We start from the raw sequence: 15789 nt of genomic DNA, 5'->3' as shown, positions 1-15789 counted from the left end.
GGGCCGACTTGGCCGTCGTTCAGCAAGAAATGGCATTCAATCAGCTTTCAACAAGCGTCACCGGTCGCCGCATTGGAGACCGGAACCAAGAGAACACGGCTCCAGACATCTGGGGTGTATTCCGCGCCCTTCGCAATGCTCGAAGCATGTTCGGGCTCAAACCGGGCCACATTCAAACCCTTCAGGCCCTCCTGTCTTTTCTCCGGCCAGGGCACGGTGATACCGTGTTTGCTTCGAACGTCGAGATCTGCCGCCGCATCGGCGGTATCGACGAACGGACGCTTCGCCGACATGTCGATAAGTTCATCGAACTCGGCTTCATCACGCGCCACGACAGCCCGAACAGAAAGCGCTATCGGGTCCGCTCATGTGATGGCCAATCCCTCAGCTTCGGCCTCTCCCTCTCTCCACTCATGGAGCGTGCAAACGAACTGATCGCCGCCGCCGTCAATTTGGAGAACGAACACCGCGATCAGATATTCCTTCGCAAGCAGATACTCTCAAAGCTATCTGCAATCGACGGCATCGAGGTTCACAACGAACTTGCAACGAGCATGCGTAAATTACTGCGCCGAAAACTGGTAACTGCCGAATATCGTGATCTGCTGACGAAAATCGACGTCGAGCTACAGCAAATGTCCACCACGGTGGACGTCGCTGTTCCTACCAAAATGCCCGCCAGCGACGGACAAATTGTCCGGCACCATTCTATGTCTAAAAAAATACGAAAAGACTCTGAAGAGGCACAAAACACAAAGCTGCCCGACGTTCAAACCCTTGCCGCAGTTTGCACTGAAGCAGCTGCCTTTGCCACGAGCCCACTCAGGACTTGGGAAGACGTTGGAAAACACGCCCAAATGCTCGCCCCAATGATGGGCATCACCCCCGCCACCTTTGCAGAGGCGCGAAGAAACATCGGTTCCGAGAAGACCGCATCCGCCGTCTTTCTTCTTCTGCAGTTGGGGCAACGGGTCAGAAACCACGCAGCATATTTCCACAGCATCACAATCGGCAGGAAGACAGCCGATTTCCACCCATGGCATCTGCTTGAAAGGCTTTCGCGATCGGCAGACCTCGCAACCTGATGTCCACCGCGGTGGACGTTAAGAATGGAGCTTGCGCTCGACCTCTACGGTCAAGCCAGCCACTTCTAGAAGCCTAGGTGGAAGGTCTACGGTTTGCGATGTATGTTCAGATACCCGACGACATTAGTCCTGCCATTCTGCGATTGCTTTCGATAGCTGGGCAGCCCCAGAAATCGAAGGATGGAAAATGAAATCAACATCTTCTGCACTCACACCGCGCAAGATCGCAGAATTCTGCAAGGCTCGGCTCACGTCGATCTTCACCGAAGGTGAGGTGCGCTTGCTCTATAACTGCTTGGTCGACCTGCTCGAGCGAAAAGAGTACCCACCCTACCGGGGCAGCGGGCTCGACCTGCAGTCTCTGTCCGCCATGCTCGACTTCGATGTCGATCGCTTCCGTGCACACCGGGCAACGCTGCAGCCTATCTTCGACGCCGTAGCACGCGCGATTTCGAATGAGACTCTGCGTCCGACTCGCGCAGGAGGCAGATCAACACGCTCCATGTCCAGCGGGCCCGCCATAAACCCGACAGGCGTTCGAGCGACAGGTACCGAGAAGGTCCGCAAGAAGCCTGGAGTCCAACCGAGGGCGGTCGTTGAATTTCCCGAGTCACTCGACAAAACCTGGCAGGATCCTGAGACTTTTGGTGAAGCCCTTCAGCTACACGCCCGCCGTCATAGCGAAACCATCTACCACCTTTACAACGCGGTGGTACGACCCGAGGACGGCGTCAATCGCGGCACGCTAATCAGTTGGGGGCGCGGCAAGAAGGTCCCGCGCGCTGCGATCAGCCTGGAAATCCTGGGACGCATCGAGCGGCGCTATCGACTGCCGGCGGGCTACTTTCTGAGCCTGTCTGGCCTGCCCGACCGAGCACCAGGCGATTTTGATCTAGAGAACATCTCGCCGTCTGAGCGCCGGCGTTTGGCGTGGCACCTGCCCGAAGATTTCAACCGCAGGCCAAGCCAGGAGAAGGCGGAAATCCTGAACTGGGTCCGCACGGTGATCATCAGCGGGTCCACGGATTATCGCAAGTATCAAGCGGCTGCCATTCGCCAGCGCTACGCGGTTCGCTTCAGCTGTGCCTCGGGGCCGGTTCGCAAGTCGTCATCGGTGCGCACGCCGGACGAGTCCGGCATCGTCATCGCGCCCAAACGCCTGAACGACGAGATGGCCGACCTTCTTCGTTTCAAAACGTCGACCTTCGCCGCCTTCGGCATGCAACGGAATGGGGTGTGGGGGACGGAAACTGCCTCCCAGAAGGTGGAGCATTTCGGGCTGTGGTTCGGGGCGTTCGTGGCCCCACCCGAGAGCGACGTGCAGGGGCTCGGCGTCGATCCGAAGCTCTTGACCTTTGCCATGATGATCTTCCCGCATGTCTGGGATTGGTACCTTCACTGGCGGGAGCGCCGGCGGGGCTTCTACACCAAATGGGAGATCGACTTGCTCTCGATTGCTGCGGCGATCTGTCGGGAAGAGACCGGTTGGCTGCGTCAATCGCCCCACATCGGCAGCAGCCTTAGTCTGATTGAGGGCTTGGTATCCGAGGCCGACATCAACGCTGTGCAGTCGGATTGGCACGCCGCCTGCGACCGCATGTACAAGCACGCCCGTCGGCGGATCAAGGAGATCGACCGTGTTGCCCGGGTTCATCGTGACCCCTTCGAGCCCATCCTCCCGGTGCTTGAAGCGCCAAGCCCGGTCGGCGAGTACCGCAAGATCACCGAAGAAATCCTGCAGCGGATGCCAGATGAACGGCACGACGCACGCGCAACGGCAGAAGCTGTTCGGGCATTCCTGATGCTGCGCATCGGTCTTCACACGGGGCTACGCCAGAAGAACTTGCGCGAACTGCTGCTTTGCCAGCCAGGGACCTTGCCGACCTCAGAGCGCAAGCTGGAGGACACGAAGCGTGGCGAGTTGCGTTGGAGCAGCCGCGACCAAGGATGGGAAATCCTGATCCCGTCGGTCGCCTTCAAGAATGCCAATTCCTCCTTCTTCGGTTCCAAGCCCTTCCGCCTGATCCTCCCGGACCTCGGGCGACTCTACGAACTGATCGAAGCTTGGATCGAGCGCCATCGCGCGCGCCTGATTGGCGAAGCGGCTAACCCGGGAACGTTCTTCGTCAAGACGGCAAAGATGACAAGCACCAACGCGGCTTACTGCCAGAACACGTTCTATGAGGCGTGGAGGACGGCGATTCAGCGCTACGGCATCTACAACCCATGGACCAAACGCGGGGCGATTGAAGGCCTGCTACCGCACGGGCCGCATAATGTGCGCGATGTGCTGGCCACACACATCCTGAAGCGCACTGGGTCCTATGAGCAGGCGAGTTATGCCATTCAGGATACGCCCGACATGGTCGCACAGCACTACGGCCGGTTCCTGCCGCAGGACAAATCCGAGATCGCGGCACGGATCCTGAACCAGGTCTGGGAAGCGGCCTGATCAATCAAGAAGAGTTGTGGATCCGGAAGTCTCCCGGTCCACAGCCCAGAGCAGAGAGCGGCAAGTCCTAGTGGCATGCGCTAGTGGCAGAAAGCCGATTTACCATAGATTTTTCCAATGCCGCAGAATATGTTACTTCCGACTGTTAGTGGCATTCTGGAGCCCGCTTGACGTATATCGTGTCCCCATCGCGGATCGAGCCTGCCCGGCTCGAAGATGGCATCCCGCTTGACCTGGTCGAGACGGCAAACCGGCTGATCCAGTCAGCCCGCGGTTTGGGTCGCAATTTACCTGCCCGAACCTTGTCCGACCTTGCCGCGATGGTGCGGATGATGAACAGCTACTACTCCAACCGGATCGAGGGCAACAACACCCGACCGCGCGACATCGAACGCGCACTGGCCGGCGACTTTGACGCCGATCCAGGACGCCGGGCGCTGCAGCAAGAACATGCGGCGCATGTCCGCCTGCAGGAAGAGATCGACCGCCGGGCGGTCGAGGGCACTCTCGCAGATCCGAGCGATCCGTCGTTCATCAAATGGCTGCACGAAGCCTTCTATGAGGGTGCCACCGAAGAAATGCTGACCCTGCGCCATGGGGGCCAGGTGGTCCGGATCGTTCCCGGGGAATGGCGGCAGGGCGACGTGGAGGTTGGTGCCCATGTTCCGCCACCTCATGAAGCTGTGCCCGCATTCATGGCGCATTTCCACACGCGCTTTCGGCTGGATTGGCTGCATGGTCAGGTCACGCGCGCACTTGCCGTGGCGACGGCGCACCATCGCTTCAACTTCATCCACCCGTTCTACGATGGGAACGGCCGCGTTAGTCGTTTGATGTCGCACGCGATGGCTCATCACGCCGGGGTCGGGGCAGGCGGGCTTTGGTCAGTTTCACGTGGCTTGGCACGTGGCCTGAAGGATGGTCTCCCGGGCCGCGATGAATACCGTGAGATGATGCAACTCGCCGACCGTGTCCGTCAGGGCGATCGTGACGGGCGCGGGAACTTGTCGCTGGCAGCGCTGGTCAGCTTTACCAAATGGTTCCTCGCGGTTTGCGAGGATCAGGTCACCTTCATGGCGGGCATGTTCGACTTCGACCGACTAGGCGAGCGGCTGGCCCGTTACGCTGCGCTTTCCGGTCTGGGCGAAAGGGCAGGGGACCTGCTGCGCATCATCCTCCTGCGTGGCGAGGTTGACCGTGGTGACGTTGCGGCCCTGCTGGGAGTGGCCCCGCGAACCGGACGGGCCACGATGAAATCCCTCCTGGACGATGGCGTGGTCGGGTCCGAGACTCCCCGCGGCGCCTTGATGCTGCGCTTTCCCAGCAAAACCCACGATGTGCTGTTTCCGCGCCTGTTCGACCTGACCTGAAGGCCCGGCCGTGACGGGGAACCGGCCATGGTGGTCCAGCACCGGTTCGGCGGCGAGCAGAGGAGAGTTCGAGGCAGGCTGGGGGTCTGATGACGGGCCAAGGCCGGGAGAGAGGCTTCCGGCGCCCGTCACGGAGTGACTGTCATGAACACAATGGAAATTCTGGACCCCGTGCGGCCGGTGACGTCGGGCGGCTACAAGGTGGATGTGAGCCGGGGCGAGCGGAACGGGCGGGTGTCGTCCGAATGGTTCAACCGCCCCGATGACGAGCGCTTTCTGTCGCTCGACGATCTCTGGGCCTCGGTGAAGGGTCGTTCCGAGCGGAGCCGTTCTCGGGTGGTCGAAACAGCGGAGATCCGGGTTGAGGCTTCGCGTGACAGTGCTGATCGGTTGCATCTGGTCCTCCCCAAAGCCAAGGAGCCCGTGGCGCCGACGCACTGGGCCTTTGGCCAGCTGGCCAGCATTGTCGGCGCGCCAGCCTCCTACCTGCGGCAACTGCCCGCGCCTTTGGCCGGCATCAATCTTCAGTACGGTCTGAGCAACCACCGCGCTGAGCAGGTGAAAACCTTCGAGACTGAGGATGGTCGCACCGAACTGCGCGCGGTGACCGGCCCCGACTACGGTCGGATCCATGACCATGAACTCGTCGAGGCGGTGCAGCGCATCGCAGGCAACGGCACGGGTGACACGCGCTGGAAGGTGCCGGGCGTGCTCGACTGGTCGACCGGGGTCTACAACCCCGATGTCGAGATCAGTCGCGACACGACGACGCTTTATGCATCGGATCGGGATGTCTTCCTGTTCCTGGTCGATGACCACAACCCGATCGAGGCCGGCCGGTTGGCTGATGGTTCGCCGGACCTCTATTTCCGGGGGTTCTACTGCTGGAATTCCGAGGTTGGCGCAAAAACCCTTGGAATCGCTAGCTTTTATCTCCGTGCGGTGTGCCAAAACCGCAATCTCTGGGGCGTTGAGGACTTCCAGGAGATCACCATCCGCCATTCAAAATACGCCGCGACCCGCTTTGCTCATGAGGCAGCACCGGCTCTGACACGCTTCGCCAATTCGTCGGCGCAGGGCTTCGTGAACGGTATCAAGGCTGCGCGGCAGCAGATCGTGGCGCGCACCGATGAGGATCGGGATGACTTTCTGCGGAAGCGCGGCTTCTCGAAAGTGGAATCCGGCAAGATCATCGAAAAGGTTCTGATGGAGGAGGGTCGCCCACCGGAGTCGATTTTTGATTTTGTTCAAGGGATTACACGCCTCGCGCGCGACAAGACCCAGCAAGATGCACGCCTCGACATGGAAGGGCGGGCCAAGAAACTCCTCGACCGCGTCAGTTGAGGTTTGCGGCAGGGCAGGGGGCCCGGCGGCCCTCTGCCCGCACCATTTTCTTCCCCTTTCCCCATCCCGGCCAACTCCGCCCGGGCAGCGCGTTGTTGCCAGTCCGGGGTGTTAATCGGCTCAACTCACGAGACTCAAATGTCCCGATTTTCTGAACCAACCACCCCATTCGCCTCTCCGCGCTCTGGCACCTGCGAACTGACCGCGCAGGAGCAGGCCACCATCTTCGCGGCCCGCGAAATCTTGTCCCGCTACATCAACCGCAACCCCGTCCTGACGTCCTGGCAAGCGGTGATTGACTATTGCGCCCTGTCGGTGCGTGGCGAGGTCGAGCGATTTTACGTGCTGTACTTGGACCGCAAGAACAGGCTGATCTCTGATGAGCGGCTTGGCGTCGGCACGGTTGATCACGTCCCCGTCTATCCACGTGAAGTCGTTCGCCGCGCCCTGGACCTAAATGCCTCGGCATTGATCCTGGTTCATAACCATCCGTCGGGCGATCCCGAGCCCTCAGAGGCGGATATTGCCATGACGAAGGAGGTGGAGAAGGCCTGTGGCGTACTTGGGTTGACCCTGCACGACCACATCATCGTGGGCGCGGGCCGGGAGGTTAGCCTTCGCGGGTCAGGCCATCTCTGATGCCCTGCCGTGGCGAGAGAGAAAGAGAAGGGCAGGGGGATTTCGACGGGTTGGAGACCGAGAGAGAGGCTCTCGGCGCCCGTCGCGGAGATTGGTCCGATGACCAACATGCAGAAAATCACCCTCGCCTCGTCGCGGGACATCCCCTTCCACAATCTGGTCCTGAGCCAGTCCAACGTCCGGCGCGTGAAGGCTGGGATTTCGGTCGATGAACTGGCCGAGTCCATCGCCCGCCGGGGCCTGATACAGAGCCTGCACGTGCGCCCCGTGATCGGCGAGGACGGGGCTGAGACCGGCAAGTTCGAAGTGCCCGCTGGCGGCCGCCGCTACCGCGCGTTGGAACTGCTGGTCAAGCAGAAGCGCCTGGCCAAGTCGGCACCCGTGCCCTGCATTGTCAGCGCGGCAAATGATTCCGTCCTGATCGACGAGGTCTCGCTGGCCGAGAACATCGAGCGCGCACCCCTGCACCCACTGGACCAGTTTCGCGCATTCCAAGCTATGCGCGAGAAAGGCATGACCGAAGAAGCCATCGCGGCGGCCTTCTTCGTCGATGTGAAGGTGGTTAAGCAGCGCCTGCGCCTCGTGACCGTCGCGCCCGCGCTCTTGGACGTCTACGCCGAAGACGGCATGACCCTGGAACAACTGATGGCCTTCACTATCTCGGGTGATCATATACGGCAGGCGCAGGTCTGGGAGGCAGTCAAGAACTCCTGGTCGAAGGAACCCTATCAGATCCGGCGCATGCTCACCGAGACTGCCGTGCGCGCGTCGGACAAGCGCGCTCGGTTCCTCGGGCTTGAGGCCTACGAGGCCGCCGGTGGCTTTGTCCTGCGTGACCTCTTCCAGCAGGATGACGGGGGCTGGCTGCAAGATCCCGTGCTGCTGGAGCGGTTGGTGGGCGAGAAGCTGAAGGTGGAGGCTGAGACCATCGCCGCCGAGGGCTGGAAATGGATCGAGGTCGCGGCGGGCTTCCCCTATGGTCACACCATGGGGCTGCGCGAGCTGCTGGGCACCACTGTCGATCTTACCGATGAAGAGCGGGCCACGCGGGAGGCGCTGCGCGACGAATACGGCCGGCTGGAGGCTGAATATGCTGAGGCCGACGACCTGCCTGAGGACGTTGATCAGCGGCTTGGTGAGATTGAGCGCATGCTCGGTGCCTTCGATAGCCGCCCGATGACTTTCGATCCCGAACAGGTTGGCAGGGCAGGGGCCTTTGTCAGCATCGACAGCGATGGCAGCCTGCTGGTCGAACGTGGCTTCGTGCGACAGGAGGATGAGCAGCGGGCAGTGCCCGCGGGTGCACCGTCCAGCGGGGCCGTGGAGGATGATGCCCCGATGGAAGGTGACCGCAGCGATACCCGCGTGGCGGTGATCAACATGGCGGGCGAGAACCGGGGGCAGGAGGATGACGAGGACGAGGGTGATGCGATCAAGCCGCTGCCCGAACGGCTCGTCATCGAACTGACGGCGCATCGCACGCTGGCACTGCGGGATGCGGTGGCGAACAATCCGCGCATCGCGATGACGGCGCTCCTGCATAAACTGGTCACAGATTGCTTTGTCTCCTGCGCTTCTGGTGCAGCGCTCGAAACCGCGGTGCGGCATATCCACCTGCCCATTCAGGCCGCAGATCTGGCTGACAGTCTTCCGGCGCAGAACATCGACGCCCGGCACGCTGGCTGGAGAGCAGACATGCCGCTGGGGCAAGGGGATGATGTCCTCTGGGACTGGCTCCACGCCCTGGACGAGGCCAGCCGCCAGGCGTTGCTGGCCCATTGCCTCAGCTTCGGGGTAAACGCGCTCTATGAGCGCCCGAACCCTTACAGCGGCATGGGGATCAGCCAGCACGGCCTCGACCGTCGTTTGCGTGAGGCGGATCGTCTCGCTCGCACGACCCAGTTGGATCTGGTCGAAGCAGGCTGGAAGCCGACGGTGGCCAACTACCTCGGCCGTGTCACCAAGAGCCGCATCCTGGAGGCCGTAGGCGAAGGTGCCGGGGCCCAGGCCGTCGAACTGATCGCGCACCTCAAGAAGGGCGATATGGCACGGGAGGCGGAACGGCTCCTCGGCGGTTCTGGCTGGCTGCCCGAACCGCTGCGCCAAGACGATCCCGACCTTGGCAATCATGCCGCAACTGAGGATGCCGCGGTCGAACTTCCCGCCTTCCTGACCGAAGACGACGAGGTCGCTGCCGACGACGAAGAGGAGCGCCAGCACCTGATCGCCGCTGAATGACCGTCAACGGGGCGGCTTCGGTCGCCCCGTTTTTTCATGCGGGCAAAGACTAGCTCGCTATTTTGTTGAACGCACTCAACCCCTCAGCCGTGGGGATATGAAGGCAGCTACTCGCTCCATCTGGCGTTCCAACTTCTGGCCGCGCACGCCGCGCTCACTGAGATAATGCCGGAACTCCCTTTCTGCTTCGGGCCATTCAATCCCGTCAGCGATCATCGCGTTTAGCGTTGTCGCTGCCCGCGCTTCATCATTCGGATGCAAAGCATAAGGTGCATCCCAACCCGCAAATCCGCCTGCTATCGTTGAAACCCATGTTTTCATGATATTTCCCTCGTTGTGTGGTCGGGACCAATTTATCCCGCATGCCAGACTGAAAACACCCGCAAGGGTATGCGGGGTATTCAGGCCTTGCTGGACGGAGAAGGAGTCTGCCAAACACCCGGCAAGGCTCAGGTTTCGACGGACCTTTGCCAAGCGGCCATTGAAGCGGTAGGAATTGGGGCAGGGGGTGAGGGCATTGGACTCGCTGTCAGATGATCTTCGAGTTGCGCTGGTTGGGGTAGAGCCTCAGCATGGATCGACCAGCATCTTGGCCCAGTGGCGGCCCTCGTTCGGAAATCGTCCTTTGCCTGCCATCACGCTGGCAGACCTGAACCACGTGGAGTAGCGGGAGCCGCGAGGCAGCAGGGGGCGCAAGCTGGCCTGCCTGGTGGCCAGGGGTGATCTCATCACCGGTACTGCAGTCCTGTTCTCCTGACTGGCCTTCAGGGTCGCCTTGATCTCCGTGGATTGTCTGTCCCAGCCCGCGTCCAGTGGCCTCTGGTGATGGGCTGATCTGCCCGAAGGACGTCTTCGCCTCGACCGCTTCGGCGCAACAGCGTCGTCACAACTTTCTTCCCCTGTCGGCAGAACCGCCATTCCTCGCGGGACAAGAAAGTTTCTCCTGTGCTGTCCAGCCCCCGTGAAGGGGGTGCGCCAGCGGTCGCCTCCGGTCTGTCGATCGCCATCGAGGCCGCAAGGACGCGGGCCCGAAACAGCAAAACGGAGAAAGAACATGGCAACCATCGGCACCTTCAAGAAGACCGGCACCGAATACACCGGCGAAATCTTCACCCTCAGCCTGCAGGCCAAGGGTGTGCGCCTCGTCCCCGACCTGCGCGCCTCGGGCGAGAACGCGCCCTCCCACCGGGTTCTGGTCGGCCGCGCTGAGATCGGCGCCGCCTGGACGAAGAAATCGAACGAGGGCCGCGAATACCTGGGCCTGAAGTTGGACGATCCGAGCTTTGCCGCCCCGATCTACGCCAACCTCTTCGATGACGAAGACGGCGAGGGCCATTCCCTCATCTGGTCGCGCCCCAACACACGCCGCGGCGACTGATCGCCAAAGCAAGGGCCCCGGTCGAATGACCGGGGCTAAGGCTTCAACCCGAACATGATTTTCAACATCTGTTGAAAACCCGGCATTCAATGAAAGATCGGAAGTGGCAAAAGCCTATTGGCGATGCCTTACAAGACCTTTCGGACCTGTTCCGCGCGCTCCATTGAATCCATGATGATCGGATCGATGACGCTGCCCGGTACTTGATCGCCCAGGCTGAGCTTTGTCCGTTCCAGCGCCGGACCGAGGCCGTCAGCCATGTCTGAAAGAAGCTCCAGCGCACGGTTCCTAGGAAGGCCACAGGCCTTGCCCTCGGCTTCAAAGTGGCGCGGCACGATTTCGTCTATGCCATAACGGCCGTCGATGGACATCGCGAGCCGGTAGCGTTTGCGCTGAAGGCGTCCTGCATGGACGACGGGTGCTACACTCAGGATGTCGTAGAGCGGGGCGAGACGGAAGCGGCCGCGACGGCCGAGTTGCAGGCTGAAATTCTTGGCATGGCCGTCAGAGGCGCCGATCAGGAAGTAGAAGATCTGGGCGCGGAAAAAGGTTTCTCGATCCCGGATAGGATCGTCGGATTCCCGCAGGAGTTCCATGATTTGACCGACGCCGGGGCCGCCTGCCTTTTGGTATTTCCGGGCCGAGGGGAAACCCAGCGATTGGCAGATGTCTTCCTGTGGCAAGCGCTTCAGGGATTCGTGATCCCAGACTCGGTCGAAGCGTTCGACCGCGAGTGCGACCTGTCCGGGCAGGACGATTTTCCTGACCGTGGCAACTGGCAAGCCGATCTCGCCAGCCAGAGTCATGCAGAACAGCTCGTTCTCGACGCTATCGCTCATGTCGATTTCATCAGGGCCGGGCAGGATGCCCATCGGGGTCTTGAAGATGTGGCTCGTTGGCGTGATCCCACGTGGTTTCGCCCAAAGGCCCCCAATTTTGAGGTAAGCAGTTTTTTCCTGTGCCCCGGCGATGGAGATCCGGAAATCCTCGTCATCCCCGAGTGCCAATGGCGCGGCAGCAAGGTTCTTCAGATCAGCGAGCATCTCCTCTTCGGAAATCTGGCGATAATCCATATCCTGGGCGGCGGGTTCTTCCTCCAGGGGCAAGAATTGCAGCGCCCCCACACAGTCCCGCCCGAGCGCAGAAAGAAGAGAGAACACGTCTTTGCCTTCGGCGCCCACTCGCGCCGCGATCTTTTCGCGCAACTCGCCTTCGGCATCGGGCAGCAGGTTGTCGAAAGCGGCAATCACCGGATCGCCTTTCCAGTCTTCTTGGGTCAGCGGCATGACACTGGCGACGGGGAAAGCCAAGTCCGAGGCCAGCCAGGCTGGATCGTAGGAAAAGGCAACGCCGCCATCAGTGGCCTTGGTCAGCGTGCCAACCCGTGTCCGTTCATACCAGACTGCCGTCTTGCTACGCCGGATGCCGGCCCGCCTGCGTGCCAAGCGTGCCATGTCAGTTCGTATCCTGATCAGGCATGCGCCCGGTCACGGTCAACTCAGCACCGAGGGCTTCGAGAAGGCGCAGATAGACGTCGAGGCTGACCGAAACGACGCCCGTCTCGATATCCGAGATAGTGGATTGGGCAGTACCCGTCGTTTCAGCGAGTTGCTTCTGGGTCATCCCCTGGGCACGCCTGCGGGCGCGAAGGGCTGCTGCTGCCTGCCGGAGGCTACGTATGGAATGGGTAAGGGGCTTTTCCATGCCAAACTGATAGTCTATCGGCGATATTTCGTCAATATAGCCAAAAGACGATTTTGTCGTGATATCCCAGTTAAGCTATAATTGGGAAATATCGTTCAAGGGCGATGCGGAAGTCTCAGCAGGGCGCAAAAGGAAGTATAACGCGGCTAGGCCGAGCCGGACAGATAAAGCGTCAACCGATTGGAATTTTGGGCCTTCCATCGCCGCACTCAGGGCAACGGCGTTGAAAAACGTCTGAGCCGTTCGCACCGTACCGCGCCCCGCAATGGTGACATTTCAGGATGTAGACGATCTGGTTGTGGTCCGTGCCCGGCTGTCCGGTGCGGGACAGCACTTCCTGACTATTGCGGTTCACGTAACCAGTTGCCGTGGTTGAGGATCTGCGAGGGCTTTCACTCTTTGGGCTGGAGCGGGGCTTCTCCGTCGGGGGCCAAGTGGTTCCGAGAATCCAGCCTTCGACCTGAGCTGTCATCGCAACACTTTCCGGCTGGGGCGGCGCAAACGCCTGTTTGATTTCACCGCTGATATCGGCCTCCTGGAGCCAACGCGCGATTGCATAGGCGTCGTGCTGATCCTGAGTTCTGGCCTCGCTGTCGTAGAGGCTGCTCCAGAGCCTAGGATAGGCTTCGAGGATCACGGAGGCGTCCTGAGCAGGTTCCCAACCATCAAAAGGCCAGAAATGGATTTGCGGGCGAGCCTGTCGAATTTTGCGCAGCCATGGGATGCCGGCATGGGTTGATTTGGCGACCGATCCCTGGACGTCGAAATGGAAAACGGACTTTGCCGATCCGGCAGCCTCCTCAGTCAGCCGCCGCCAATGTCTCTCCCCTTGCCGCGCCGCGCCATTTCCAACAGACCCGTCGCGCACGAAATCGACATAAGTGTGTTTGCCATCTGTCGGCCAGTGCGCACAGAAATCGTCGAGGAAATTCGGCCAATCGGGCTCAAGGCCATGCCGCTCGAAGTAGCGTATCGGGAATGAAAAGCCGTGATCAATGCCGACAACTGTCGGCACCGATCCATCCAAGGTTTCGATCAGCCAATCGGCGAGGCTGTGCCTTGTCCAGTATTTTTTGGGGCCGGCGGGCGGCAATACCTCTTCGGCGACGCTGTCGCCCAAGGTCTGATAGACGCGCAGCCCTTTCAGGCTGGCCTCGGCGGTTTCTGCCCCTGAATAGTCGATGCCGATGGTGCGACGGAATCTAGGATTACCCATCATTGGAAGCTCGCCTGAAACTGTGTGGCGGTTCTTCAATGCGGTCGCCCGTCCCGAGATCGGCAATCGACAGCAAGGTGGCGCGCATCCAGGCTGGCGCCTGAGAGGCGCTTTTGGCGAGGGTCCTCTTGTCGCTCTCCGTCAGGCTTTGAGCAGCGACCCGAAGTACATCTGCGGCGCGGGATACGCCCACATGGCGCAGCGCCTGAACTACGGTTCCTGCCGGGCTGCCAGGCGCGATCAGATGCTTGGGCGAGGCATGGCGGAGATCGACCACGCGCTTACCCAGAACCACGCGCCGGGATGGCCCATCCGTCAGCCAGGAGCTTTGCGCAGCGACTTGCGTTGAGAGGCCCAGTGCATTCGCTGCGCGCGCGCCATCGATCTGCAAGTGCGATCCGGTTTCCCGGGCGAGGGCCTGCGCCACATCATCAGGTGTGGGGTTAAGGGCCCCAAGCCTGGGGTGCAACTTGGGGAAGTCGTAGAGTCCGCGTGCAAGTCGCCGGAGATGCCCTGCTTTGGCCAGACGTGACAGAGCCTGATCGACTGCAGCACGGGCGGCCATGTCGAGGAAGTCTCGCGGCGTGAACACGCTGCCGCGTCCGCTTGCGCGGACACGCTTCATGACCCGATCGGGAACTGAGGCGGACGTCGTCATCATATGTCAGAAAATCGCTCATGTTTTTCTGACAATCAAGTGCGGAGATTTCAAGGTGGGTTTCACATTGATCGACTGCAGAACTTCGGCAAGAAAGACTATGGCGCATCCCGGCAGAGCCGGGGCCGGGCTCTGGTCGTCCCGACTGGAGCCTGCTGGGCAGTCTCCCCCCATTCGGGCAACGATCCCTTGTGCGACGGCTGATCCAGCCGGAAGGAGGCCGCTGGCGTGAGGTTCGGCGCGTTGCGGCCAAGTGCCAGAGGTCGGGTCAGGCGCGGGAGCCCGCCTCGTATTCATGGGCAGCATTGAAGTTTGTGAGAACCCGGTCTGGAACATGACGATCGATTAAGACCAACGTGGCGGCACGGCTGGCGAGCGGTGGGCATCCCGTGACGGGGTAGGGCTCCTGTCTGAGGTCAAAGCCCCATCCCCCGCTTTCATTCGCTGTCCTTGGTCTGATCCGTCTCTTTGACACTCAACCCCAGAGGGGTCGGCTACGCGAGCGTGCCGCCCTCGCGGATTCGGACGAGCCGAACGCACGAGGGTGATTGCAGATCCGGTCAGACACTTCGGGCGCCTGTCGCGCGGGGGATGGTCCTCCGCCCCCAAGAAGACAGGAGCCAACCCCATGTCCTACAAGGATGCCACCGCTTTCGCCGCCTCTCTCGCCGCCACGCTGATGGTCTCGATCGTCGTGTTCCAGGCCGGGGACGGCACCCACGCAGCGATGCCGTCCGATGAATACGACGGCGACGAGACCCTCGTCGCCCTGGAAATCGACCCCTGGCAATGAGGCGCGAAAGCGCCTCACCCCCCATCCGAGAGCGCTTATCAGCGCACCCGTCAGGGGAAACGGCGCCGAACCGAGGGGTCCGGCAAGCGAGAGGTCGAGGAGGGAGCGGGCAGGGCGAGCCCGCCGAGACAGAGAGAGCGGCAGCGGGCTCACATGTCACCCGCTCTCCCCGGAGATCCCGAAATGACCATCCATCTTCCTGGCCGCGCTGCGCCGGCCCCTGAAATCTCGCTCGAACTGTCACGCATTCTGGCCGAGCAGGCGGAGCGTGACGCTGCCGAAGCGGCGCTGCACGCCCGGAACAAGGGGGTGTTGTTCGACGGGCTCCGCCTTGTCGGCATCGCGCATGTTTTGGTCAGCTTCGATGGCTCGGGCGACAGCGGGCAGATCGAAAGCATCGAGGCCCGGAGTGATACCGACCAGGGCGTCACGCTGCCCGCCGATCAAATCACCTTCGCTGGCATCGACTGGCCGAGCGGGGCACCCACCGAGCGCCGTCTGACCTTGGAAGGCGCTGTCGAAGAACTGGTCTACGACCTCCTCTCCCATACGCATTCCGGCTGGCAGGACAATGATGGCGCCTATGGCGAGTTCTGCCTCGATGCCCGCGCCCGGACCATCCATCTCGAGTTCAACGAACGGTTCACGTCGTCCGAACTCTACACCCATGATTTCTGAGGGGCGGCGATGGCACATCCGTATCACCACGCCCTGTCCTCGGTGAAGAAATGGGGCGGCACGGTCGAGGACTACCTCGGCTGCCACGAATTCTTAGATGTTATCTGGACAGGCAAGGCTTTTCTCGACCTGTCGGGTAGCGATAGTCCATAGGAGGGGCCCCGCCGTCCGCTCCGCGCGGATCAAAGCGCTGGCGGTGCGGACGGCGGGGAGGTTCCTGTGGTCTATCGCGGA

At 61.4% G+C, this 15789-nt stretch carries 15 protein-coding genes; 10 read left to right on the top strand and 5 right to left on the bottom strand.

Features of this window, described 5'->3' with window-relative positions:
* Nucleotides 1–8: 8 nt before the first annotated feature.
* From repC to V3C85_RS00990, 6 genes are all read left to right on the top strand, one after another.
* On the top strand, nt 9–1085 hold the full coding sequence (gene repC, locus V3C85_RS01015; RefSeq protein ID WP_331793191.1) for a plasmid replication protein RepC: 1077 nt from the start codon (nt 9–11) through the stop codon (nt 1083–1085).
* Between the two features lie 187 nt (nt 1086–1272).
* Entirely contained in the window at nt 1273–3537 is a 2265-nt protein-coding gene (locus V3C85_RS01010; RefSeq protein WP_331793189.1) for a hypothetical protein, read from the top strand.
* A 167-nt stretch (nt 3538–3704) separates the two neighbouring features.
* Nucleotides 3705–4907, top strand: coding sequence for a Fic family protein (locus V3C85_RS01005; RefSeq protein WP_331793187.1), 1203 nt, complete (start codon nt 3705–3707; stop codon nt 4905–4907).
* A gap of 144 nt (nt 4908–5051) precedes the next feature.
* Nucleotides 5052–6251: a DUF932 domain-containing protein gene (locus tag V3C85_RS01000; protein WP_331793185.1), complete on the top strand. Its 1200-nt coding sequence runs from the start codon at nt 5052–5054 to the stop codon at nt 6249–6251.
* A gap of 198 nt (nt 6252–6449) precedes the next feature.
* On the top strand, nt 6450–6890 hold the full coding sequence (locus tag V3C85_RS00995; RefSeq protein ID WP_331793283.1) for a JAB domain-containing protein: 441 nt from the start codon (nt 6450–6452) through the stop codon (nt 6888–6890).
* 99 nt (nt 6891–6989) lie between these two features.
* Nucleotides 6990–9128, top strand: coding sequence for a ParB/RepB/Spo0J family partition protein (locus V3C85_RS00990; RefSeq protein ID WP_331793183.1), 2139 nt, complete (start codon nt 6990–6992; stop codon nt 9126–9128).
* Nucleotides 9129–9203: 75 nt separating this feature from the next.
* On the opposite strand, the gene V3C85_RS00985 is transcribed toward V3C85_RS00990, so the two are convergent.
* Nucleotides 9204–9449 carry a hypothetical protein gene (locus V3C85_RS00985; RefSeq protein WP_331793182.1) on the bottom strand — a complete coding sequence of 82 codons (246 nt, stop codon included), beginning with the start codon at nt 9447–9449 and terminating at the stop codon, nt 9204–9206.
* A gap of 733 nt (nt 9450–10182) precedes the next feature.
* Between V3C85_RS00985 and V3C85_RS00980 the strand changes: the two genes are divergently transcribed.
* Nucleotides 10183–10506: a DUF736 domain-containing protein gene (locus tag V3C85_RS00980; protein ID WP_136905947.1), complete on the top strand. Its 324-nt coding sequence runs from the start codon at nt 10183–10185 to the stop codon at nt 10504–10506.
* A gap of 128 nt (nt 10507–10634) precedes the next feature.
* Here V3C85_RS00980 and V3C85_RS00975 read toward each other — a convergent pair whose 3' ends face one another.
* From V3C85_RS00975 to V3C85_RS00960, 4 genes are all read right to left on the bottom strand, one after another.
* Nucleotides 10635–11960, bottom strand: coding sequence for a type II toxin-antitoxin system HipA family toxin (locus V3C85_RS00975; protein ID WP_331793181.1), 1326 nt, complete (start codon nt 11958–11960; stop codon nt 10635–10637).
* A gap of 1 nt (nt 11961) precedes the next feature.
* A complete protein-coding gene (locus tag V3C85_RS00970) occupies nt 11962–12210 on the bottom strand; it encodes a helix-turn-helix domain-containing protein (RefSeq protein ID WP_202662008.1) in 249 nt (82 codons plus the stop codon).
* A gap of 172 nt (nt 12211–12382) precedes the next feature.
* Nucleotides 12383–13429 (bottom strand): hypothetical protein, encoded by a 1047-nt coding sequence (locus V3C85_RS00965; RefSeq protein WP_331793180.1) that lies wholly within the window; start codon nt 13427–13429, stop codon nt 12383–12385.
* A complete protein-coding gene (locus tag V3C85_RS00960) occupies nt 13419–14084 on the bottom strand; it encodes a DUF6088 family protein (RefSeq protein ID WP_331793179.1) in 666 nt (221 codons plus the stop codon). The genes V3C85_RS00965 and V3C85_RS00960 overlap by 11 nt, the downstream gene beginning before the upstream one ends.
* A gap of 628 nt (nt 14085–14712) precedes the next feature.
* Between V3C85_RS00960 and V3C85_RS00955 the strand changes: the two genes are divergently transcribed.
* From V3C85_RS00955 to V3C85_RS00945, 3 genes are all read left to right on the top strand, one after another.
* Nucleotides 14713–14877, top strand: a complete 165-nt coding sequence (locus V3C85_RS00955) for a hypothetical protein (protein ID WP_304880493.1) — start codon at nt 14713–14715, stop codon at nt 14875–14877.
* A gap of 183 nt (nt 14878–15060) precedes the next feature.
* Nucleotides 15061–15555: a DUF6878 family protein gene (locus tag V3C85_RS00950; protein ID WP_331793177.1), complete on the top strand. Its 495-nt coding sequence runs from the start codon at nt 15061–15063 to the stop codon at nt 15553–15555.
* A 9-nt stretch (nt 15556–15564) separates the two neighbouring features.
* Nucleotides 15565–15708 carry a DUF6915 family protein gene (locus tag V3C85_RS00945; protein WP_331793285.1) on the top strand — a complete coding sequence of 48 codons (144 nt, stop codon included), beginning with the start codon at nt 15565–15567 and terminating at the stop codon, nt 15706–15708.
* Nucleotides 15709–15789 lie beyond the last annotated feature (81 nt).

The organism is Pseudotabrizicola sp. L79 (genome assembly GCF_036553525.1).
Taxonomy (GTDB): Bacteria; Pseudomonadota; Alphaproteobacteria; order Rhodobacterales; family Rhodobacteraceae; genus Pseudotabrizicola.
Note: the sequence above shows the minus strand (reverse complement) of the source record. Positions and strands in the feature narration are given on the sequence as shown.